The organism is Amycolatopsis sp. NPDC059235 (genome assembly GCF_042754125.1).
GTDB lineage: Bacteria > Actinomycetota > Actinomycetes > Mycobacteriales > Pseudonocardiaceae > Amycolatopsis > Amycolatopsis albidoflava.
The window spans coordinates 22,571-43,053 of record NZ_JBHZAG010000044.1; the positions used below are offsets into that span (position 1 = coordinate 22,571).

At 67.5% G+C, this 20,483-nt stretch carries 15 protein-coding genes and 4 pseudogenes; 8 read left to right on the plus strand and 11 right to left on the minus strand.

Features of this window, described 5'->3' with window-relative positions; genetic code table 11:
- The first annotated feature begins 54 nt into the window (after positions 1–54).
- Genes ACFXI3_RS26165 through ACFXI3_RS26175 form a run of 3 tightly spaced genes read left to right on the plus strand, consistent with a single transcriptional unit; the run spans position 55 to position 2,161 of the window.
- On the plus strand, positions 55–324 hold the full coding sequence (locus ACFXI3_RS26165; protein ID WP_378402893.1) for a phosphopantetheine-binding protein: 270 nt from the start codon (positions 55–57) through the stop codon (positions 322–324).
- Positions 321–1,148: an alpha/beta fold hydrolase gene (locus ACFXI3_RS26170; RefSeq protein WP_378402895.1), complete on the plus strand. Its 828-nt coding sequence runs from the start codon at positions 321–323 to the stop codon at positions 1,146–1,148. Before ACFXI3_RS26165 ends, ACFXI3_RS26170 begins: the two co-directional genes overlap by 4 nt.
- Before the next feature lie 8 nt (positions 1,149–1,156).
- Positions 1,157–2,161, plus strand: coding sequence for a zinc-binding dehydrogenase (locus ACFXI3_RS26175; RefSeq protein ID WP_378402897.1), 1,005 nt, complete (start codon positions 1,157–1,159; stop codon positions 2,159–2,161).
- A gap of 739 nt (positions 2,162–2,900) precedes the next feature.
- Here the strand turns inward: ACFXI3_RS26175 and istB are convergent.
- The 8 genes and pseudogenes from istB to ACFXI3_RS26215 form a co-directional block, all read right to left on the minus strand.
- Positions 2,901–3,689, minus strand: coding sequence for an IS21-like element helper ATPase IstB (istB, locus tag ACFXI3_RS26180; protein WP_378402899.1), 789 nt, complete (start codon positions 3,687–3,689; stop codon positions 2,901–2,903).
- 47 nt (positions 3,690–3,736) lie between these two features.
- Positions 3,737–5,077 (minus strand): helix-turn-helix domain-containing protein, encoded by a 1,341-nt coding sequence (locus tag ACFXI3_RS26185; RefSeq protein ID WP_378402901.1) that lies wholly within the window; start codon positions 5,075–5,077, stop codon positions 3,737–3,739.
- Positions 5,078–5,260: 183 nt separating this feature from the next.
- Complete coding sequence (locus ACFXI3_RS26190) at positions 5,261–6,817, minus strand: ISL3 family transposase (protein WP_378402903.1); 1,557 nt, start codon at positions 6,815–6,817, stop codon at positions 5,261–5,263.
- A 955-nt stretch (positions 6,818–7,772) separates the two neighbouring features.
- Entirely contained in the window at positions 7,773–9,086 is a 1,314-nt protein-coding gene (locus ACFXI3_RS26195; RefSeq protein ID WP_378402905.1) for a tetratricopeptide repeat protein, read from the minus strand.
- A gap of 327 nt (positions 9,087–9,413) precedes the next feature.
- Positions 9,414–10,244: an EamA family transporter gene (locus ACFXI3_RS26200; RefSeq protein ID WP_378402907.1), complete on the minus strand. Its 831-nt coding sequence runs from the start codon at positions 10,242–10,244 to the stop codon at positions 9,414–9,416.
- A 387-nt stretch (positions 10,245–10,631) separates the two neighbouring features.
- Positions 10,632–11,102 (minus strand): transposase, encoded by a 471-nt coding sequence (locus tag ACFXI3_RS26205; protein ID WP_378402941.1) that lies wholly within the window; start codon positions 11,100–11,102, stop codon positions 10,632–10,634.
- Positions 11,103–11,151: 49 nt separating this feature from the next.
- The gene (locus tag ACFXI3_RS26210; protein WP_378402909.1) at positions 11,152–11,775 is read right to left on the minus strand and encodes a hypothetical protein; all 624 of its coding nucleotides are present in this window, start codon (positions 11,773–11,775) and stop codon (positions 11,152–11,154) included.
- 87 nt (positions 11,776–11,862) lie between these two features.
- Positions 11,863–12,929: pseudogene (locus ACFXI3_RS26215) on the minus strand (IS630 family transposase).
- A gap of 98 nt (positions 12,930–13,027) precedes the next feature.
- Between ACFXI3_RS26215 and ACFXI3_RS26220 the strand changes: the two are divergent.
- A pseudogene (locus ACFXI3_RS26220) lies at positions 13,028–13,498 on the plus strand (IS701 family transposase); the annotation flags it as partial.
- A 509-nt stretch (positions 13,499–14,007) separates the two neighbouring features.
- Here ACFXI3_RS26220 and ACFXI3_RS26225 read toward each other — a convergent pair.
- Positions 14,008–14,439: a hypothetical protein gene (locus tag ACFXI3_RS26225; protein WP_378402911.1), complete on the minus strand. Its 432-nt coding sequence runs from the start codon at positions 14,437–14,439 to the stop codon at positions 14,008–14,010.
- Between the two features lie 38 nt (positions 14,440–14,477).
- On the opposite strand from ACFXI3_RS26225, the gene ACFXI3_RS26230 reads away from it, so the two are divergent.
- Positions 14,478–17,234: a DNRLRE domain-containing protein gene (locus ACFXI3_RS26230; protein WP_378402913.1), complete on the plus strand. Its 2,757-nt coding sequence runs from the start codon at positions 14,478–14,480 to the stop codon at positions 17,232–17,234.
- Here ACFXI3_RS26230 and ACFXI3_RS26235 read toward each other — a convergent pair.
- Together ACFXI3_RS26235 and ACFXI3_RS26240 are read right to left on the minus strand one after the other, a co-directional pair.
- A pseudogene (locus ACFXI3_RS26235) lies at positions 17,137–18,337 on the minus strand (IS110 family transposase). The gene ACFXI3_RS26230 and the pseudogene ACFXI3_RS26235 overlap by 98 nt on opposite strands.
- A gap of 416 nt (positions 18,338–18,753) precedes the next feature.
- Positions 18,754–19,239 carry a hypothetical protein gene (locus ACFXI3_RS26240; protein WP_378402915.1) on the minus strand — a complete coding sequence of 162 codons (486 nt, stop codon included), beginning with the start codon at positions 19,237–19,239 and terminating at the stop codon, positions 18,754–18,756.
- Positions 19,240–19,385: 146 nt separating this feature from the next.
- Between ACFXI3_RS26240 and ACFXI3_RS26245 the strand changes: the two genes are divergently transcribed.
- The 3 genes and pseudogenes from ACFXI3_RS26245 to ACFXI3_RS26255 all read left to right on the plus strand — a co-directional run bounded on the left by ACFXI3_RS26245 (position 19,386) and on the right by ACFXI3_RS26255 (position 20,482).
- Positions 19,386–19,814, plus strand: a complete 429-nt coding sequence (locus ACFXI3_RS26245; RefSeq protein WP_378402917.1) for a hypothetical protein — start codon at positions 19,386–19,388, stop codon at positions 19,812–19,814.
- A gap of 91 nt (positions 19,815–19,905) precedes the next feature.
- Positions 19,906–20,073 (plus strand): annotated as a pseudogene (locus ACFXI3_RS26250) (hypothetical protein); the annotation flags it as partial.
- 100 nt (positions 20,074–20,173) lie between these two features.
- Positions 20,174–20,482 carry a hypothetical protein gene (locus ACFXI3_RS26255; protein ID WP_378402919.1) on the plus strand — a complete coding sequence of 103 codons (309 nt, stop codon included), beginning with the start codon at positions 20,174–20,176 and terminating at the stop codon, positions 20,480–20,482.
- Position 20,483: the final 1 nt, after the last annotated feature.

The window sequence follows — 20,483 nt, forward strand, 5'->3', positions numbered from 1 at the left end:
GCATCTCGGTTGGACGCCGTACTCGCCGAAGTCTCGGACATGGTGCGAGCCGTCATGGCTGACTTCGACAACGAGCTTGACATCGGATCGGAGAGCGCTTTCCGTGGCGATCTGGGCATGGAGAGCATCGATATCGTCGCTCTCGCGGGTCGATTGCAGGCCGCGTACGGCGACTCGGTCAACTTCGCCCTGTTCGTCGCGGGCGACGAAGCGGCCATCGCGGCAGAGCTGCAAGTCGGTCAGCTTGTCACCTATATCGCCGACTCGCTCGAGAAGCCCGGCGTCGGCCGCACCTCGCGCACAAAGGCGGCAGACACGGCATGAACGAGGTGCGGATCAATGGGCTGACGATCCATGTTGGCGAAATCCCGCCCTCGGGGGGCTGGCCACAGCACAAGGGGTCGGTCGTGCTAATCCACGGGTTCGGGCCCGACAGCATGGCGAGCTGGCATCTCACGTTGGCTTACCCTCTCGCCGCTGCCGGGATGCGCGTACTGCTCTACGATCTCCGCGGTCATGGCCGCAGCGAGCGCCCGGCGCGCGGCTACCGGTTCACTGACCTGCTGGATGACCTCGACGCGCTGCTGCTCCACTGGGAGGTCGACGAGCGTATATTCCTCATCGGCAATTCACTGGGTGGCGCATTGGCCTTCGGCTACGCGGCCCGGCACCCGGAACGGACGGCAGGCATCCTTGCCATCGAATCGGAAGCTCCGGCCGCAGGCTACTTCGCCAGAGTAGCGAAGCTGGTGGAGGAAGTCTTCTTCGCCCCAGATGACGGCCAGCAGACGGAGGACGGCACGCGGAAACTGCTGAACACGCCACAGGTGCGCGCCCTGCTCGCTGAGACGTCCATCCGCCACGACCTGCTGACTGAACCGCCGCCTGACCCGGCCCGGCTGGCCGCCGTCGACTGCCAGGTGCTGTGCTTGTACGGGGGAGAGTCCCCGTTGCGCGAAGGTGCCCCGGCGATCAGACGGTTGCTGCCGCAAACTCGCACGGTGGTGTTCGCAGGCCAGAAACACACGCTCCTGATTGACAACCACGAGAAGGTTCGCGAGCACGCGCTGGCCTGGCTGTCGCAGCAGTTGGAACTCTCCTCCGGTGAACGCGGCGACAGCCGCGCCGCCCGGAGGTGCGCCCCGTGACAGCGCGGATGCTGGCCGTCCGGCTGACCGTGGGAAAGCGCCAGCTAAAGGTGGAGACACTGCCGGTTCCGGAACCCGGGCCAAGTGAGGTACGGATCCGGGTGGCCGCGGCGGGAGTCTGCCGCACCGATGTCCATCTCATCGGCGGATCGCTGGCACCGCCTCACCTCCAGGGCGACGTGGTGACGCCGGGTCACGAGGTCGCGGGCACGATCGATGCGGTCGGGCCGGGCGTACGCGGCTGGCGACCGGGGATGCGCGTGATTCTCCTGCCCGGTCAGCTCCGCAGCGACGGTGCCGTCGTCACCCGCGGAATGGACTTCGACGGCGGGTGGGCCGAGTTCGCCATCGCCCGGCGGGACACCCTCGTCCGCATCCCTGACGAGCTGCCGTTCGACCAAGCTGCGATTATTCCCGATGCCCTCGCCACTCCGTGGGCCGCGATCACTGATACCGCGCGCGTCCAGCCTGCTGAACAGATCGGAGTCTGGGGTGTCGGTGGTCTGGGAGCGCATGCGATACAGCTCTTGCGCAGGTCGGATGTCGGTTTGCTGATCGCGGTAGACCCGAGGGCGTCGGCGCGTGAACGAGCGCTGTCGCTTGGCGCGGACGCTGTGTTCGCGCCCGACGACCCCGCTCTGGACCAACGCGTCGTCGAAAGCGCACAGGGGCGGGGCCTGAATGTCGCGTTCGACTTCGCAGGCGTACCGGCGGCCCACGAGCAGGCGCTTGGGCTGCTCGGCTGGTCCGGTCGGCTGGTGCTGGCCGGGATGTGGAACGGCCCGGTGATCATCCCGTCTGGTGCCCGGCTGGTCTCCCTCCGACAGTCCGTACTCGGGCACTACGGATCCGAGATGGTCCACGTCGAACAGTTGGTCCGCATGGTCGCCGACGGCGAGCTGGACCTGACCCATTCAGTGTGCGAGATGTTCGAGCTGGCCGATGCCGAAGCCGCGGTGGACCGCCTGCGACGCGGGGCACAGAGCCAGGATCGCCTCGTGTTGCGAACCTGAGCGGACCGAGGTCTTCCACGCGAGTACATGAATGGAATGTAATTTTCGCATTCGATCTCGTTCCTCAGTAACACTGCTGCTGAAACCGGATGTTGCCACTGACCAGAGGCTTCGATGAGCGATCTCGCCAGGCCCCGGCCGGAGCAAGCTCATTTCCCGATGCGGCGCAGTTGCCCGTTCTCCTCTCCGCCTGGATACGAGCGCTTCGCAGAATCGCCGAACGACCTGCGTCGAGCTCGGCCACGCCAGCCAGTGCAACTGGGTGGTGACGGGGTACGACGACGTCCGCGCGTTGATGGCGCTCTCCGAGATGGGGCCAGACACGCTCGCTGAAATGGGCCAGCTGAGTGAGGAGTGCATCGTAACCGGTGTCAACGGCGGAGCGGGATCACTCCGTCGGGTGCCGCGATGGGCATCTGCGGCCGGGCGGCTTCGGGCGTGGTGAGCAGCGCGACGATGGTGACCGGTCCGCCGCAGTGCGGGCAGTCTCGCTGGGCCGCGATGTGCGGCAGCGGCGCCGGAGGCGCCCGGCAGGGTCGCCGCCGGAGGCGGCGTCCCGAAGGACCTGGCGGCAGCGGAGGTGGGCGTGGTGCGGTCGACCTCCCGCCGGGCGGCCGCGGTGCGTTTGCACTGGGGCGAGCAGTAGAGCCGGGTCTTGGCCTGCCGGCCGGTGGCGACGAACGGTTCCCAGCAGATCGGGCAGGTCTTGCGGGTCGCGTTGTAGTTCGGGTCGCGTGGGTCAGGAGACATGCGCGTTCACCGCCTTGCGCAGCTTGTCCGATGTGGACTGATGAGACCGGAGTCGATAAGATGGGCCGTCGATGCCGACGACAGTCGCGCGGTGCAGCGACCGATCCAACATTGCCGCCGCGACGGTCGCGTCCCCGAAAGCCGTTGCCCAGTCAGCAATCCCGACGTTCGTCGTCAAGATCGTGGATGACTTGAGATAACGCTGGTTGATCACCTGGAACAAGGCTGAGGCTCCGTCGCCGGGCAACGGAAGATAGCCCAGCTCGTCGATCACCAAGAGCTTCGGCCCGGCGAAGAACCGCATGCAGGTCTGCCAGCGGCCCTCGACCGCGGCCTTGTGGCAGCGAGCGGCGAGGTCGGCCGCGGTGGTGAAGTAGACCCGGTTGCCGGCTTCGGCCGTGCCGCGGGCGAGCGCGGTGGCGAGCATCGTCTTGCCGACCCCGGGCGGCCCGACGAACAACACGATGGAGGCGTCGTCGAGGAACCGCAGCGTGGCCAGGTCGCGGATGAGTTTCTCGTCAACGCCGGGCTGGGCGGCGAAGTCGAAGTCCGCCAAGGTCCAGGGATCGGGCAGACAGGCGAACCGCAACCGGCCGGCCAGCCGGCGTTCTTCGGTGGCGTTGACCTCGATCTCCAGCAGCCGCTCCAACGCGGCGGTCATCGACAGGTTCTCCGCGCGAGCCTGATCGAGGACCCGGGGCAGGGCCTCGGCGGCGTTGTCCAGCTTGAGGTAGGAGAAGTGTGAGCGGAGTTGCTGATAGCGGCGGGCCTCGCTCATCTGTGGCCCTGAACGGTTTCCGGACAAGTGATCAGTCCTCCTCGGACTCATAGGTGGGTGCACTGCCCAGCTTCGCCGCGGTGGCGGCGTGGGTGGCCAGGTCGATCACGACGTGGGTCGCGGGCCCCGTCGCGGGCAGGCCGCGCAGTCGTGCTGCTTCGGCCAACGCGGCCGCCGACGGCGGCCGGCGCGTCTTGTGGGTGCAGGGCCGATCGGTGCTGAACGCGCCCATCGCGGCGTGTTCGAGCGCGATCTACATGCCCGTCGTCGCGGACGACCCGCCCGGCGCCGTCCGGGGCCCGGCGGTGAACCGCGACGGTTGCGCCGCGGTCGGTGACGATCCGCAACATGTCCGCGCCGAGCCGGTGGCGGACCTGAACGTGTGCGCCGCCGAGCCCGGGCGGGACGGAGTAGGTGTTGCCGCGGAAGGACACCAGCGCCTGCGGCGTGACGATCCGGGGCAGGTCGAACTCGGCCGGGAACGCGACCAGCGGCGGCGCGTGCAGCCTCTCGGCCGCGGCCAGGTCGGCGACGGTGGTCCGTTCGCCGTCGAGAACACGGCGGCGGGTGTCGAGCTTGGCCGCGACCCGGTCGAGTCCGGCCTGGGCTTCGGCGATCGTGACGTCGTCGCCGAGGGTGCGCCACCAGCGCTGCGCGGCCGAGTGGTTGGCCTTCTCGACCACGCCCTTGCGGTTCCCGCGCCGCGGCGGACACGTCACCGACCGGACCCCATAATGCTTCGCGACCTGCGCGAACGCCGGGGTGATCCGGCCGGAGTCGGGGTAGCAGACGGTCGCCATCCGGTCGAAACGCCAGACCTGGGTCACCCCGCCCAGCCGTCGGACCACCGCATCGAGGGCCTCGACCAAATGCGGGAAGTCCTCGGCATCGGCCAGGACGCCGCGCCACTTGCTCGAGTGCGCCAGCGCCCCGACCAACAGATGCGCCTGCTTCCCGGCGCCCCAACTCGCCGGCGGGTCCGGCAGCTCCAGCCAATCCCACTGGGTTTCCTCGCCCGGCGGGTGGGCGATGATCGCGACGTCACGACCGCGAGAAACCTGACAAGGCTCGCAATGCGGGCGCAGCTGATAGCGGCGCAGCGCGCGGGTGGACGTCGAGTAGCCGCTGTCGTAGCCGAGCTCGGCGACTTCGTCCAAGAGCGTCGCCGCCCACAGATGCGGGTCGTCGGCCAGCCGGGTGCGGCAGTAGCCGACGAACGGCTCGAACGGGTCAGCCACAGCCGACCGGCGCTTGCCCGGCACCACGTCGCCGGCCAGGTAGCGGCGGATGGTCTTGCGGTCACGCCCGAGATGCCGCGCGATCGCCGAGACCGACCAGCCTTGAGCACGTAGGGCCTGCGCCTCCACGTCTTCCTCCAAGGTGAGCATCCACGCCTCCGGCAACGGTCACGGTGATCAACACCGAAACCGTCACCCGGAGGCAACTGACCAGCGCAAACGGCGCGCCGACAGGACACCCCAACTGGGGAATTTCAGAGAGCAGGACTGGCCCTATTCGGGGCTCTGGCGCGGGTTTCGTGGTCCGGTGACTGGGTGTCAGGTTCGCTGTGGTCAGGCCAGGATGACTCGTTTGCGGAGGAGGTCGAGCTTGGCTCGGCCGTACATCTGCCGCTTGATGGCCTTCAGCCGGTTGACGTTGCCTTCGACCTTGCCGGAGCTGTAGGGCAGGGTGAGCCCGGCGGTGACGGCGTCATGGTCGCGGCGGATGCCGACGGTGAACGAGTGCAGGTCGGGCTGGTCGTCGGCTTCCACTGTGGACAGCCACGTGTCGAGGTGTTCGCCTTGTCGTTGGACCATCATGGTCGCGAAGGCCTTGACGTGCTCGGCGAGGCGGTCCAAGTGAGGGCTGCGAGATCGGATGTCGGTGAGTTGACGCTTCTCGCCGTCGTCGAGATCGTCGGGCCGGCGCAGCAGCCAGCCGGTGACCTGGCGAACCTTGGGAACGGTCGGTGGCGCCAGCGGTGGGGCGAGCATCTCGCGGAAGGGGCGCAGGTAGCGGCGGACGGTCTGCTCGCTGCCAGTGTATCCCTGAGCGGTGATTTCCTTGGCGAGTTGGGCGGCGTCGGTGATGCTTTCGGCCCAGCGCTGGTGCAGATACGGTTTGAACGGCTCGAGCAGGTTGCTGCGGCCGATCGCCTTGCCCAGCAGCTCATCGACCGTGGTGGCGCGGGCGAACCGCTGGACTGTCTTACGATCCAGCGACAAGATCCGGCAGATCGCCGACAAGGACTCGCCCTGACGCCGCAAGTCCTGCACCGTGGCATAGCGTTCGCGGGTACGACTCACCAGCCGCGGTTCGGCGGGCTCAGGCGGCCGCTCTGCTGCTGGACGGTCGGGAGCCTCGCTTTCGGGGGCTTCGGGTTTGAGGCAGGCACGGTGGCGTGCAACGGTTTTCTCCACGTAGTCGCCGAGGTTGCGCCACAGGTGAAACCGGTCAGCCACCTGGATAGCGTCCGGCGCGCCGACCTTCGCGCCCTCGGCGTAGGCACCGGCACGGTCGCGGCAGATCGCCTCGGCCCCGGGATGGTCGCGCAACCACTGAGCCAGCGGTTCGGCTTCACGGCCGTCCAGAAGATCGATCGCCTTGCCGGTGCCGATGTCGACCAGGATGGTGCCGTACACGTTTCCCTTACGGAGGGCGAAATCATCGACGCCGAGTGCCGTTGGCGCCTCCGTGAGTTCTGGCTCCGGCAGTGCACGAACCAGCCGCAGCAGAGTCGTCCGGTTGACGTTGATACCCAGCTGCGCGGCAAGCCGCGCCCCAGCTCGTCCGGCCAGGGCCAGACCGACCTGCGCCAACGTCGCTAGCAATGGGACCGACCGGCGGCGATACCGTGCGGATAGGCCCTCGGCTTGTTCCACGAACGTCGTCGCCCCGCAGTCGGAGTTGCGGCAGTAGAACCGCCGCACCGTCAACACGATCGTCACCGGTCGTCCGCCGACCGGCTCATCGGACACGCGTCGCAGGTAGCGGCTGTGCACACGCTCCGACCACGAGGCGCACACCCGACACGATCGGCCCGTCCTGCCCGACCGCGCGAAGATCACCACGCTCTCAGCGCCGGTCTCCACCCGCTCAACGACCAGCCCATCCAGATGCGGCAGCAACTTCTCAAGATCAACAGAGCACTGTCGACATGATCAACTACTACGCTCACTACCAGTCACCGGACCACGAAACCCGCGCCAGAGCCACTTTCGCTTAGCGCCATCAAGACCGAAATTGTTGCTGCGATTGACAATTGGGTCACGTTCTACAACACTGCCCCGGAGGCGCTCTGCGATCGGGATGCTCAGCCCCGACGACTACGAGAGTTCACTCCGCGCGGCTGCCTGAACCTGTGTAAGCCCCTCTCCACTGTTCGGGGTGAACCTCACTCGCCCAGTTCGGGGTTCCAGCATGCTTCCGGTGATCTTGTGGCGGGTTTCGGGGCCGGGTCCGGTGGAGTACGCGGTGCCGCCGCAGGTGGAAGCTCGTGTGGCCAGACTTGGTGTGGTTGATCGGCGTCAACCGGTTCGCGTCGCCCTCTGACGGGCCGTTGCTGTGCGGGAGGGCCTGTCCTGCGGCGACGGCGGTCACGGCGCGCACGGCGGATCACCGGATTTCCCCAGTGCCGCTGGTTTCGGCTTGCGGTGCCCGGGAATTGCGGTCCGCTCCGCGACCTTGGCGCGGCAACAACGCGAAGGCGGCCGCGCGCCGACGATCTGTCCAGGTCGCGGGATCGGTCGGGAATTCGCTGCGGCCGGACGCGTTCAGTGCCGGAGAGCGGCTTGCCGCTGGCGATCTCCGCTGCCAGCACCCACAACTCATCACGCACTCACGTCCTCGTCAGGGCATTCCGTGAACAAGCGGCGGCGTAGCGCGCACCGGCTCGGCGAGCTGCCGATGGATGAGGGGCCAGCATCGGGATGCCGCTCCTCCCCGGTGCCGAGCGACGCTAGCGCGTGCAGAGTGGGCGGCAACGCCGAAGCTCTGCCGCCCACCCGGAACTCATTCAGTGGTACGTCCTATTGGGACGCTTCCTGCTCAATGTACGCATCGGCATGACGGGACCTCCTTTCTTTACGTCCTCGCAAGCGGAGCCGGCAAGTCCTGATACGGCTCGAACAACGGCTCTACCGGCGCGTAGGATTGAAGATGGTCGGCGTATTCCGTCACCCAGTCGCGCAACCCCACCCGTTGGTGAGCCCGTGCGAGCTCGGCCAACCTTTCCACCGCTGATATCGCGAGCGGGTCGGCGCGCAGGGCACCGAAGTAGGCGTTGATCGCTTCGTCGGGAGCCTCTTCCTTCTCATAGCACAGCCCGAGCAGGTACAACGAGTCGTCCGCATGTGGCGGGGCGAGGCGAACTGCCTCCAAACAGTCACGGCGGCATCGGGGCCAGTCTTGTGTGCGGTAAAATATGTTCGCGCGATGCATGTAGCCGCGCGCGGTAAGCGGTGAGAGCGCCACGAATTCGTCCGCGCGATCGAGCGCCGCGCCCGTATCCCGGTTCCAGAGGGCCTCTTTGATTCGGCTCTCCAGCACCGCGTACAGCATCTCGTCCGCGGCCACCGCCTGATCCGGATCGTCTCTCCCCGCCGACCGGGCCAAGTCTTCGGCTCGTGTCATATCCGCGTCGACGGCCGCGGAATCGCCGCGGTATTGCGGAATGAACGCGTTCACCCGGTAGTACCGGCTGAGCATCAGGGTTCGAGTATGTTCGTCCAGGGCGGTCGCGGAGTCGATAGCCTCCATGTGCAGGCGCTGCCACCGCTCGCATTCATCGGCGTCGCCGATGTACTTCGCATTCTGCCGGGCCATCTCATATGTGGCGTCGATACGAGCCATGCCAGGAGGCGCGTTCAAGGCCACCGGGGCGAACTCGCCAGGTGAAAAACTGTCCTCTTCGCCGTCGATCCAGTTCTTGAATCTTGACCAGGTTCGCAGGTAGGCGAGTGCGGCCAACTCGTCACTGCGCGCGATCATCGGGATCGAGATGTCGGGAACCAGATTCACAATCTCATCGAAAAGACCCAGCTTGGTCAGTGTCCAACAGACCCGCACGCGTCGCTCAGGCGACAGGCCGTCCCACGAGTTTACGAGATCACAGAGAATCGACCAGCGCTCCGAGCGGAGCTCCATCGGAAGCTGACCAGTAAACCGAACATCAAACTCCGGTCGGCCGACAGCGGTGGCAAGAGCGCTGCGGAACGAATGATTCATCGAGATCTGAATACGCGGTACCGGCGACGGCTCCACCATCGAGCGATAGTCGAGCTCAACGGCATGGACCGGGAACGTCAGTGCGGGCGGAGCCTCGCCCAGGTCGAGCAATGGCCGGTGCAGCCAAAGCCGAAATGGGTCGAATGTATCCATCGGCAGGTTCCATTGCATCCCGGAAACCTCCAGGTCAACAACAGCGGTGAAATTTCGCCTCATATGCCGGGTCGCCGAACGTGGCGGCTCATCGTGTCCGAAGTCAGGCGTCGATGTGAGCGAGTAGGAACTCGGGCCAGTCGATGCCGATCGGCCGAGAAGTTTACCGCTGCGAGGTGGATCTGTCAAGCAGGTCACTCCGTCCGGCCAGCCGAAGTTCCTCCGGTTGGCCGGACGGAGTGACCTGCGGTGGCTATCGGGCACCAGGAGCTTGACGAGACTCGCACTTGCCGGACAGCTGTTCAGCGGAAGCGTTCGGCGACAGTGCCAGCCCGGACCAACGCTTCAGCCGAGGACGGTCAGCACGATGCCCAGAAAGGCACCCACGATACCGGCTGTCTGCGTTAGCGTCAGCCGCTCCTTCAGTATGCTTCGAGCAAGCAGCACGGTGACAACTGGGTACAACGAGGCAAGTACGGCGGTCACGGCGAGGTGGCCATGTTGGCTGGCGAAAGCGAAAAGGAGAGCGGCACCGGAGTCGGCAAGGCCGACTGAAACGATCGGAAAAATGTCGCGGACCCGCAAGCCGCCGGCGCTGCGCTTGAAGACCGCGGCGATCGTGACGAGGACGACGCCGGTCAGCCGCATGCCCCAGAGTGTCAGCACGGCGTTCGTCGCCGCGCCGCGGGCGATGAATGTCTGGGTCAGCCCGAATATGACGGCGGTCGCGGCCGCCAGGAACACGGGCCGGAGACTTGTGCCGCGGTGGAGTTCGGGCCTGCTGGCCCCGGCGGCACCGGCCAGGCTGATGACGATCCCCAGCAGGGTGAGAGGGCTTAGCCGCTCGCCCGACCCCACGCCGACAAGGACGGGGACAATCGCTCCCAGGGCAGAGATCGGTGCCACCACGCCCATGCTCCCGGCGCTCAGCGCCGCAAAGTAGCAAGCCATGCCCGCCACCGCGGAAACACCACCCGCCACGGACCATGGCAGCCACTTGCTCGATCCGGCAAACCCGCCAGACAGTGGGACTCCCACCGCAGTGAGAAGAAATAAACCGACAGCGAACGCCGCACCGGCCACTGCGACCGACCGGACACGCCGGGACAACAGCGCGCCCAAGAAATCGCCGCCTCCGGCCAATACGCAGGCAGCCAAGGCGAGCAAACCGCCCATGCGCTATGGGCCGGTCGCCGTGATCATCCGGCTGCCGCCTCGAAGATGTCCGCTATCCGCGCGCTCGTACACAGCCAAACGCTTACCCCTCACTGCTCGGGCATGGTGGTGCTCTGTGCTTCGATTGCCTGGAAAGGAAGCCTCATGCTACTTGATGCGCCCCGGGTTCCGTGCACGCTCTGGGCTGCCCGGGTTTCGTCGAGGCATGTTGGTGGATTTCATGCCACGGAGCCAGGCCGGGTCGACGACCAAGTCAAGATCAGCGACGCACGGGATCGAGCCAGCCGAAGTCGAGGCGGCGCTGGAGACACGCGAATCTGCCCACAATACAAGTTGTAGTGCCGTTCTGCGGCCTAGTGGCACGATGTGACTAGTAGATTGTCGCGGCTAGGACTTGGGGTATAGGTGGTGGAGTTTGATGCGTGCGTCGTCGGTGGTGAACTGCCAGCGGACTTGGCGTTGATTGGCGTTGGTGGCGTGTTGCCAGGCGGCGAGTTCGGTATTGAGGGTGTCGAGGTCGCCGATGCGGCGGTCGAGGCATTGCCGTGATAGCGCGGACAACTCGATTTCGGCGATGTTGAGCCAGGACCCGTGTTTGGGCGTGTGGTGGATCTCCAGGCGCTGAGCCAGCGCGAAGGCTTCTGCGGGTTCGAATGCCTCATAGAGCGAGGCGATGCCGTGGGTATTGAGGTTGTCCATCACCAGTACTACGGTCTCGGCGTCGGGATAGTCCTCGGTCAGCAGTTGTTTGACCTGCCCGGCCCAGTCGATCCTGGTTCGCTGGGAGAGGGCGTGCGCGCGGCGCCAGCCGCGCAGGGGCTCGACCCAGACGAAAATCGAGCAGGTGCCGCACCGAATCTATTCGCTGTCTTCGCGGATGTCCTGACCAGGCTTGACAGGGAGTGGGTCACGGACGTGGCCGAGCAGCTGAAAGGGCTTCTCGTCCATGCAGACCACGGGGCGGGTGGCGTCGTACGGCCGGGCGTAGATCGCGAGGACGCCTTCCATCGCCGCGGCGAAGGCCGCGTTCGCCTTCGGCGGGATGGTCCAGCATTTCTTCAGATAAGGACGAAGTTCCGTTTTTTTTAGAACCCGGCCGATGGCGGAGTGATCCAGGTCGGGGGATGTCCTCGATGAGCGCGACGTGTTTCTCCAGCAGTCGCAGCGACCACCGGGCATGCCCCGCCGGGGGCTGTGAGCACGCCAGGGCGATCAGCCGCGCCTCGACCTCGCCGGTCACTGGCGAGGGCACCGGCGGATGCTCGCGCTGCCTGCGCTCGATCGTGGCCCAAATGTCGCCACCGGTCTCGGCGAACCGCTTGGCGACCAGCCGCAGCGTCTCACCCGAGACCCCGACCCGGGCCGCGATCGCCTCCTTCGTGCCGACCTCACCCACCGAGGTGTCCAGCGCGAGCAGCACCCGTGCCCGCATGATCATCGACGCCGGATGAACACCCGTCGTGGTCACCCGGAGCAGCTCGTCACGATCCCGCGCGGTCAACCTGACAGGCCGCTTTTTCTGCGAGGGCACGACAACCGTCCTTGTCCGACAGGGGTAATGACCTGCTGCGCAACAGCATCCCAGCCACGACGGACAAATCTAAGCAGCGACACTCTACTAGTATCGTGCGCCTGAAATTCGTTGGTAACGTCGTGCGAGTGAGTCGATGATTTCTTCGGCGGTCTTGGTCCACACGAAAGGTTTCGGGTTCTGGTTCCAGTCCTTGATCCACTCGCGGATGTCTTTCTCCAGTGCCGCAACGCTTTTGTGGACGCCGCGCCGGATCAGCTGATCAGTGAGGAAGGCGAACCAGCGCTCGACCTGGTTGATACAGCTCGATCCGGTGGGCGTGAAGTGCATGTGAACCGAGGGTGCTTGGCGAGCCATGCCTTGATCGCCGGGGTCTTGTGGGTGCCGTTGTTGTCGCAGATCAGGTGGATGTCGAGTTCGGCGGGGACGGTTTTGTCGATCGTGGTCAGGAACTTCTTGAACTCGGCGGCTCGATGCTTGCGGTGCAGTTCGCCGATCACGGTGCCGTCGGCGATGTTGAACGCGGCGAACAGGCTGGTGATGCCGTGGCGGACGTAGTCGTCGCTGCGGCGCTCGGGCCCCGGCATCATCGGCAGGACCGGCTGGGAGCGGTCCAGTGCTTGAACCTGGCTTTTTCGTCGGCGCACAGCACCACCGCCCGTTCCGGCGGGCAGTGATAGAGCCCGACGACGTCGACGACCTTGTCCGCGAACAACGGGTCGGCGGACAGCTTGAAGGCGCGGTCTGGTGGGGCTTGAGCCCGAAGTCCCACCAGATCCGCCCGATCGTCGATTTCGACAGCCGGGACCGTTCGGTCATCGACGTGCGTGACCAGTGCGTGGCGTTGTGGGGCCGTCTGCTCCAGGATCGTCACGATCACGTCCTCGACCTTCTCGAGCGTGATCGACGGCGGCCGGCCCGGCCGTCCTCGTCGACCGTCCGTCCAATCGCTGCGCAACGAACCGGGACCGCCACTTGCCCACCGTCATCTGATTGATCCCGAGCCGCTCCGCCACCTCCACATTGGACAAGCCCTCCGCGCACGCCAGCACAATCCGGCACCGCAACGCCAGCGCTTGCGCCGACTTCGCCCACCGCTGCAACGTCGCACGCTCGTCATCGCTGAGGATCAGCTCGACCTTGGACCGGTCCACGACCCGCCATCACCGCATCCTGCAATTAGATAGCGGACTTCAGGCGCAGGACACTAGTACTGCAACAGCAGTTAGTGGTGTTGCGGTAGATCATCCCGGTGGTGGTCGATGTGGTGATGGAGCAGCTGGATCTGGTGCATGAGCGGATCGCGGGCCGGTTCGCGCGGTCGGAGCCGCGAGCCCGGGCGCGGGAGTAGGTGTCCGGGCTCGCGGGCCTGGATCGAAAGAACGGGTGGACGCTGGCCGAGCAGGCCGGTGAGGTGTCGCCGGATGGGATGCAGCGGCTGCTGCGCTGGGCGGGCTGGGATGTCGACGGAGTCCGCGACGACGTGCGGGATTACATCGTCGAGTACCTCGGCGGGCCTGATGGCGTGCTGATCGTGGACGACACCTGTTTCCTGAAGAAAGGCATCAGATCCGCTGGGGTGCAGCGGCAGTGCTCTGGCACCGCCGGGCGGATCGAGAACTGCCAGATCGGCACGTTCCTGGCCTATGTATCGCCTCGTGGGCATGCGTTGATCGACCGGGAGTTGTATCTGCCCGAGCCCTGGATCGCCGACCAGGACCGTAGGGAGGTGCTCTGGGGGCGGAGAGGGTTGCGGCGATGGCTGTTTCGGGACGCTGGGCCGTGCGTGGGCGACAAAGCCGTCGGTTGTGGCGGGTGCTGAGCCGCCGCGTTCTGTCTCTCTTCGTGGCTGTGGCGTTGCTGGTGTTTCTCGGCGGTCCGACGTTGTCGGCGTCGACACGGGCTCCGTCGCCTGAGACCCCGCAGCAGCGCATGGGTTCCGCGGCTGACGCCTCGCACAGTGCGGATTCGGCGCTTAGCTCCACGAAGAAGGGGGCGAGCCCGGTCGCGCCTGCCGGTGCCGCTGCAGAAGCGGGTCCCCGTGCGGCGACAGCGGATCCGCATGTCGCGAACCCGAGCCGGCCGGCGAGTGCGCAACCGGCTCAGCCGAGGCACCGCACTGCGGCGTCGGCGGGCGCTGGCAAGGAGATCGCGCGGAGCGGACGGCGACGCGGTCGGTGTTCGAGGGCCGGACGGGATGCGGACGGCGAAGGTCTACGCGCGCCCGGTGCATTACCGGACGGGCGCGGGGGACTGGGCGGGCATCGACACGAAGCTGGCGCAGGGCAACGGCGGCCGGTGGGGCGAGAAGGCGGACTCGACGTCGACGACGTTCGCGCCGTCGGCGGACGACCCCGCTCTGGTGCCGGTCGGGCCGGGCAAGAGCATCGCGTTCGGGCTGCGGGGCGCGGCGCACGCGACCGGCCAGGTGTCGGATTCCACGATCACGTACCCGGGCGTCGCGGCGCATGCCGACGCGTCGTACGTGGCGACAGCGTCGGGCGGAGTCAAGGAAACGCTCGTCCTGTCCAGCGCTGACGCGCCGGCCACGTGGGTCTTTCCGCTGAAATTGTCGGGTGTCACGCCGTCGCTGGGCGCCGACGGAAGCGTCGTGTTCACCGATTCGACGGGGCAGGTCGTCGACACGATCGCACACGGGTTCATGCGCGACTCGGCCATCGACCCGCGCGAACGAAGGTGTGTTGTCGACCGGTGTCGCCTATGCCCTGACGACCGTCGCCGGCGGGCCAGCGCTGCAGGTGACGCTGGACTCGGCGTGGCTGCACGACAAGGCGCGGGTGTTTCCGGTGAAGGTCGACCCGTCGGTCGCGGACCTGAACACCGCGGGGTCGACGTATGTGATGTCGCTGTACAACAACGATTACAGCGGCGACGACATGCTGGACGTCGGCACCTACGACGGCGGAGCGCACGTGGCCAATTCCTATCTGAAGTTCGACGTCAGCGGTCTGTCCAACGACTACATCGAAGCCGCCACACTGGAACTGGACGAGATCTGGTCGTACTCGTACGACGAGCGCCCGATTTGGGTCTCGCCGATCACCTCGGGACGGAGCGTCGGCGGGCAGAAGACCTACCCGTGGGTGTCGATCGGCGGCCCGATCGGCAACCGCAGCTTCGCCGCCGGGCACACCCCCGGATGCGAACCGGCCTGGGAGTCGATCGACCTGGGCGACAACCCGACCGCGGCGGGAACCCATCTGATCGAGTCGTGGACGCACGGCGGGGCCAACAACGGTCTCGCGCTCACCGCGGACTCGGGCGACACGTACGGGTGGAAGAAGTTCGACAGCCTCAATTCCCCGTACCCGCCGTACTTGTCGATCACCTACAGCCCTTACGGCGCTTCGTATTACGCGCCGTCGAATTACCTGCAGCCGACGGGAACCACCAGCGGCTCGCAGCAGGCCACTGTGACGAACCTGGGCAACAGCACGTGGACCCCGGCGAACAACCATCTTTGGTACCAGCTCTACGACATGAGCTGGAACAACCTCCGGATCACGAACCCGCCTGACGCGTGGACGAACCTGCCGGGATCCGTTGCTCCGAACCAGACGATCACGATGACCGGCAACATCGGGCCGGTCACGCCCGGCCAGTACTTCCTGTGCTGGGACATGTTCAACGGCAACAGTTCCTTCAACCTCAATTACGGCGTCGATTCACCCTGCGAGGTGATCAACTCGGCGAACACGCCGCCGCAGATCGACAGCGCCAGCCCGCCGTCGAACACGGCCTTGTCGTCCCTGCAACCGCAGTTGTTCGCCACCGGGCACGACCCGGACAACTACCCGAACAAGGGCGTCACGTACGACTTCCAGGTCTGCTCGATCCCGGCCGGCGGCGGGAAACCGGTGCTGGCAGCGGATTCCGGGGCGTTGCCGGTCGGGAACTACCGGGTGCCTGCTGGGAAACTGGCCTGGAACCAGTCCTATTACTGGACCGTGTCGGCCAGCGACACGGTCGGCCCGTCGAACTGGTCGGTGCCCGCGTACTTCTCCACCGCGGTGCCGAAACCGCTGATCACCGCGCACGCGGGTGTCAACACCAGCAAGCGGAATTTCGACCCGGGCATCGGCGACTACACCACCTCTGCGACGGACGCGAGTGTGGCGACGGCGGGTCCGGCTTTGGGGATTTCCCGTTCGTACAACTCGATCGATCCGCGTACCGGCGGTCTGTTCGGTTCGGGGTGGTCGACGGTGTACGACATGGCGGCCGTTCCGGACGCCGACGGTTCCGGCAGCGTGGTGGTCACCTATCCCGACGGGCACACTGTCCGGTTCGGACTGAACCCGGACGGCACGACCTACACGCCCCCGCAGGGGACGTACGCGACCTTCGGCGGACTCACGGGCGGGGGTTACACGCTGACCGCGCGCGGCGGTTCGGTGTACAACTTCGCGCAGCAGTCCGGGAACACGTGGAAGCTGACGTCGATCACCGACTCGTCCGGCCGCAGCCAGACGCTGTCGTACGACGCGAACGGCAACCTCGCGACCGTCGCCAACACCGGCGGCAACCGGGCGCTGCACTTCACCTGGTCCGGCGGGCACGTCGCGACGGTCGCCACCGACCCGGCGACGGCGGGCGGGCAGCCGCTGACGTGGACCTACGGCTACAGCGGCAACACCCTGACCACCGTGTGCCCGCCGACCTCGACCACGGCCTGCACCGCCTACAGCTACACCGGCGGCAGCGCGCCGGGATCGCACTACCGCTCGACGGTGCTCGACGCGCAGCCGTATGCGTACTGGCGGCTGAACCAGGCCTCGACCGGGACGACCGCGGTCGACGAGGTCAGCGCGAACCTGGGCGTCGACAACGGCACGTTCACCACAGTGTCGCCAAGCGATTCGACGCCGCACGCCGGTTCGCCGAGCGCATCGAGCTGGTTCAACGGCGCGGGTTCGCTGCAGCTGCCGAACAATCTGGTGGCGCAGGCGACGTACCTGTCGGTGCAGATGTCGTTCCAGACCACGCTCAACGGCCCGGCGGGCGTGCTGATGTCGACCGGGCACAGCGCGATCGGGGCGGCGAATCCGAGTTCGGGCGCGATGCCGGTGCTCTACATCGGCACGGACGGCAAGCTGTACGGGCAGTTCTGGACCGGCAGCGTCGCGCCGATCGTGTCGGCGGGCAAGGTGAACGATTCGGCGTGGCATTCGGTCACGCTGGTCGGGCAGGGCAACACGCAGGCCATGTACCTCGACGGCGCGCTGGTGGGCACGCGTGCGGGGACTCTGTCCAATCAGGACCCGATGAACTTCGTCGGCGCCGGCTACGTCAACGGAGGCGAGATCGCCGTTGCCTGGGCGGGGTGTCCCTATGTGGTTGTCAAGCCGCTGCGGGGGCGGTTTCGGGGTGTCGGTAGTGGGTGTGGTTGCGGAGCATGGCGTAGAGGACGTCGCAGCGGCGTCGGGCGAGGCAGATGAGGGCGGCGTTGTGTTTCTTGCCCTCGGCGCGTTTGCGGTCGTAGTAGGCCCTGCTGGTCGGATCTGCCAAGGCCGCGAACGCGGCGAGGAAGAACGCGCGTTTCAGCTTCCGGTTGCCGCTTCGTGCCGGGTGTTCGCCTTTGATGCTGGTGCCGGAGCTGCGGGTGACGGGGGCGATGCCGGCGTAGGCGGCGAGGTGCGCGGAGCTGGCGAAGTGGGAGGCGTCGCCGATTTCGAGGAGGATGCGGGCTGCGGTCCTGACTCCGATGCCGGGCATCGAGGTCAGGACCCCGGCGAGAGGGTGGGCATCGAGTATCCCCTCGACTTGTTCGGCGACTTGTTTGCGTTGCTGCAAAACGGTTTTCAGGCTGTCGGCCAGTCTGGGCAGGACGGTGTCGGCGGCCGCGGTGCCCGGGACGGTGACGGTCTGCTCGGCCAGCGCGGTCGTGATCGCCTCGACCAGCCGCTCGCCCATGCGGGGCGCGTGGGCTTTCGCGATCGCGGCGAGCTTGCGGCGTCCGGCCTTGGCGATGCCGGCCGGTCCTCCGCAGCGGGAGAGGATTTCCAGGACCGCCGGGTGGGAGATGCGCGGTCCGATGGCGCGTTCGAGGGCGGGGTGGATGCCGGTGAGCAGGCCGCGGATCCGGTTGCCGATCCTGGTGGCCTCGGCGGCGAGGTCGTCGTCGAACCCCGGCCAGCACGTCGAGTTCGGCGAGGGCGTCGTCGCCGACGTCGACCTGGCGCAGCGTGTGCGGCAGGGAGCGGGCGGCGTCGGCGATGACGAACGCGTCCCGCGCGTCGGTTTTCGCGCGGCCGGGGCAGAGGTCGGCGATGCGGCGCATGGCCAGGCCGGGCAGGTAGGCGACCTCGTGTCCGCAGGCGCGGGCGACCGCGACCGGCAGCGCCCCGATCGTGGCCGGCTGGTCGACCACGACCAGCAGCGGTCCGTGCGCGGCGAGCTTGTCGAACAGGGCCCGCAGCTTGGGTTCGGTGTTGGGCAGCGGTGCGTCGTGCAGCCGCTTGCCTTCGGGGTCGAGCCCGACCGCGTGGTGGGCGTCCTTGCCGACGTCCAGGCCGAGGAACACGCCGAAACTTCTGCTCATCACCATGCCGTTTCGTTCGCCGCGACGTGGTCACCGATCAGGCATCGAGCGCCGGCACCCACGTTACGACGAGACCTGCCCGCAGGCGGCGTGTCCCTATCAGCGGTCCCTCGACGCCACCGGGCCCGGTGACACCACCCCCCCCGGATCATGGAAGCGACTGGGGGCATAAGCCATGCCGGGCCTGGCGACCACGGCTCCTCGATCAGAAACCACGAAAAAGGTAACGGGGGGGCGGAACCCCTCCGGTACGTTCGCACGCTCCGCGTGCGAGAGACCGCAGCCTGCCGGAAGCTGGTCCGTCGTCGGGAACCGGTTGCAGGTCCGCCGGGCGCGGTGCCTTGTGCGGCGCGCGCTTTTGCGTTCGGGCCGTGCGGGCCGGGCGGCGCGCGGCGAGGTCTGTCGTGCGGGAAACGCTACGCCCGGCGCCCGGCGCGCCCGCCGGCGGTCGGCGGATGCGGTTGCCCGGCCTCGGGGCGGTCGCGGGTGCGGTGGCGCGGTTCCCGGCGCTGGTCGAGGTGCGCGGCGGAGACTTCGTGCAGCGGGAAGACCGTCTCGCCGGTTCCGCCCTCGATCCAGGTGTCGCGGCGGCCGGTGGTGAAGCGGGTGCTCCCGTCGGCGCCGGTCACCAGGGCCTCGGCGAGCAGCCACCGGCCGTCGCCCGCGAGCCGGACGGCGAGGCGCACGGGCCGGGCGAAGCCGGCCGGGACGGCGACGAAGCGGCGGTCGGTGGTCGCACGGCGCAAGCGGTCGTGCTGCGCCCGGCCCAGCACCTGCTCGACGGTCTCGGCGCCGCGGTCGTCGGAGAGCCGGACGTGCACGGGACCGTCGGTGCCCGCGTCCTCCGCGTCGCCGGTCGCGATGTCAAGATAAAACCAGGAACGGCGCATGTTTGTCGGCATGTGTCACGCCTTTCGCTGTGCGGGATGCGCGAAATCGTCGCCACCGGACCGAGCCGCGGCAAGGCATGTCACCCGAGCGGGGCGGTTTTGCCGATCGCCCGGGAGCGGCGGCCCCGATTGCCCGCCGCCTGCGCGACAATGCCCGGGTGATCGAGGTCGTCCGGGAACTGCCGGTCCAGGGTTGGTGCGCCGACGCGCCGCGCCGCCACCGCGCCGTCAAGGCACTCGACGGCCTGGTCGGCCCCGGCGAGCGGGTCCGGGCGGCGTGCTGGGGGATCGTGCACCTCGAAGCGCTGGCGGTCGTGCTCGCCGCGACCGACCGGCGCCTGATCGGGGTCGGGCACTACTACGCGACGCCCGACTCCGGCTGGGTCCTCACCGCCGGCTACGGCGACGTCGCCGACGTCTCGCCGCCGAACCCGCCCGGCACCGACCGCCCGCTGTCGCTGACCGTGGCCGGCCACCGGATCCGGCTGACCTCGCCGGGCCCGGTCGCGGCACGGTTCGCCGACGCGGTCCGCTCGGCGATGCAGACCGAACCGCCGGAAGACCGCAACAACCGCACGCCAACCTGACGCCCGGGCGCGTGCTGCCCGCTCTCGATCCGCGGCGGCGGCGCGGTTCGTCCCGCTCTACCTCGGGCTGATCGTCGCGCAGCTGGTGTACGTGTGGCGGTTCCTGGTCGAGACCTGGCACCTGCTGGTGCAGGCCTTCACCGGCATCGCCGACGGCACCGAGCGCTCCGGCGACACGGCCGGCATGCCGTTCACCGAGGGCGACGTCATGCTCGCGGTTCTGCAGCTGGTGGACATCGTGATGATCTCCGACCTGCTGATCATGGTGATCGTCGGCGGCTACGGGACGTTCGTGTCCCGCATCCGGCTGTGCGGGCACCCCCCACGAGCCCGAATGGCTGTCGCACGTCAACGCCGACGTGCTCAAGACCAAGCTGGTCACCGCAGTCATCGGCATCTCCTCGGTGCACCTGCTGCGCACCTTCGTCCAGCCCGCCCGGGTCACCGACACCGGCCGGATCGACTGGCAAACCGTGATGTGGCAAGCGATCCTGCACTCCCTGCTCGTGCTCTCGGCGATCGGCCTCGCCGCCATCGACCGGATCATGACCAACACCGAAGCCAGCAAGCACTCCCGGCACGTCCCCGTCCTTCCTTCGCCGCGTGCTGCGGATACGGCGGAAACCGCGCCGAGCAGCGGCAACAATGTTCCCGCCAGCCGCCATTGAG

Excerpts from the sequence above, each read along its gene's own strand:
- ACFXI3_RS26165 (WP_378402893.1), top strand. The coding sequence starts at position 55 with ATGGCTGACTTCGACAACGAGCTTGACATCGGATCGGAGAGCGCTTTC.
- ACFXI3_RS26170 (WP_378402895.1), top strand. The coding sequence starts at position 321 with ATGAACGAGGTGCGGATCAATGGGCTGACGATCCATGTTGGCGAAATC.
- ACFXI3_RS26175 (WP_378402897.1), top strand. The coding sequence starts at position 1,157 with ATGCTGGCCGTCCGGCTGACCGTGGGAAAGCGCCAGCTAAAGGTGGAG.
- istB (WP_378402899.1), bottom strand. The coding sequence starts at position 3,689 with ATGAGCGAGGCCCGCCGCTATCAGCAACTCCGCTCACACTTCTCCTAC.
- ACFXI3_RS26185 (WP_378402901.1), bottom strand. The coding sequence starts at position 5,077 with ATGCTCACCTTGGAGGAAGACGTGGAGGCGCAGGCCCTACGTGCTCAA.
- ACFXI3_RS26195 (WP_378402905.1), bottom strand. The coding sequence starts at position 9,086 with ATGCAATGGAACCTGCCGATGGATACATTCGACCCATTTCGGCTTTGG.
- ACFXI3_RS26200 (WP_378402907.1), bottom strand. The coding sequence starts at position 10,244 with ATGGGCGGTTTGCTCGCCTTGGCTGCCTGCGTATTGGCCGGAGGCGGC.
- ACFXI3_RS26225 (WP_378402911.1), bottom strand. The coding sequence starts at position 14,439 with ATGAACCCGTGTGCGATCGTGTCGACGACCTGCCCCGTCGAATCGGTG.
- ACFXI3_RS26240 (WP_378402915.1), bottom strand. The coding sequence starts at position 19,239 with ATGCCGACAAACATGCGCCGTTCCTGGTTTTATCTTGACATCGCGACC.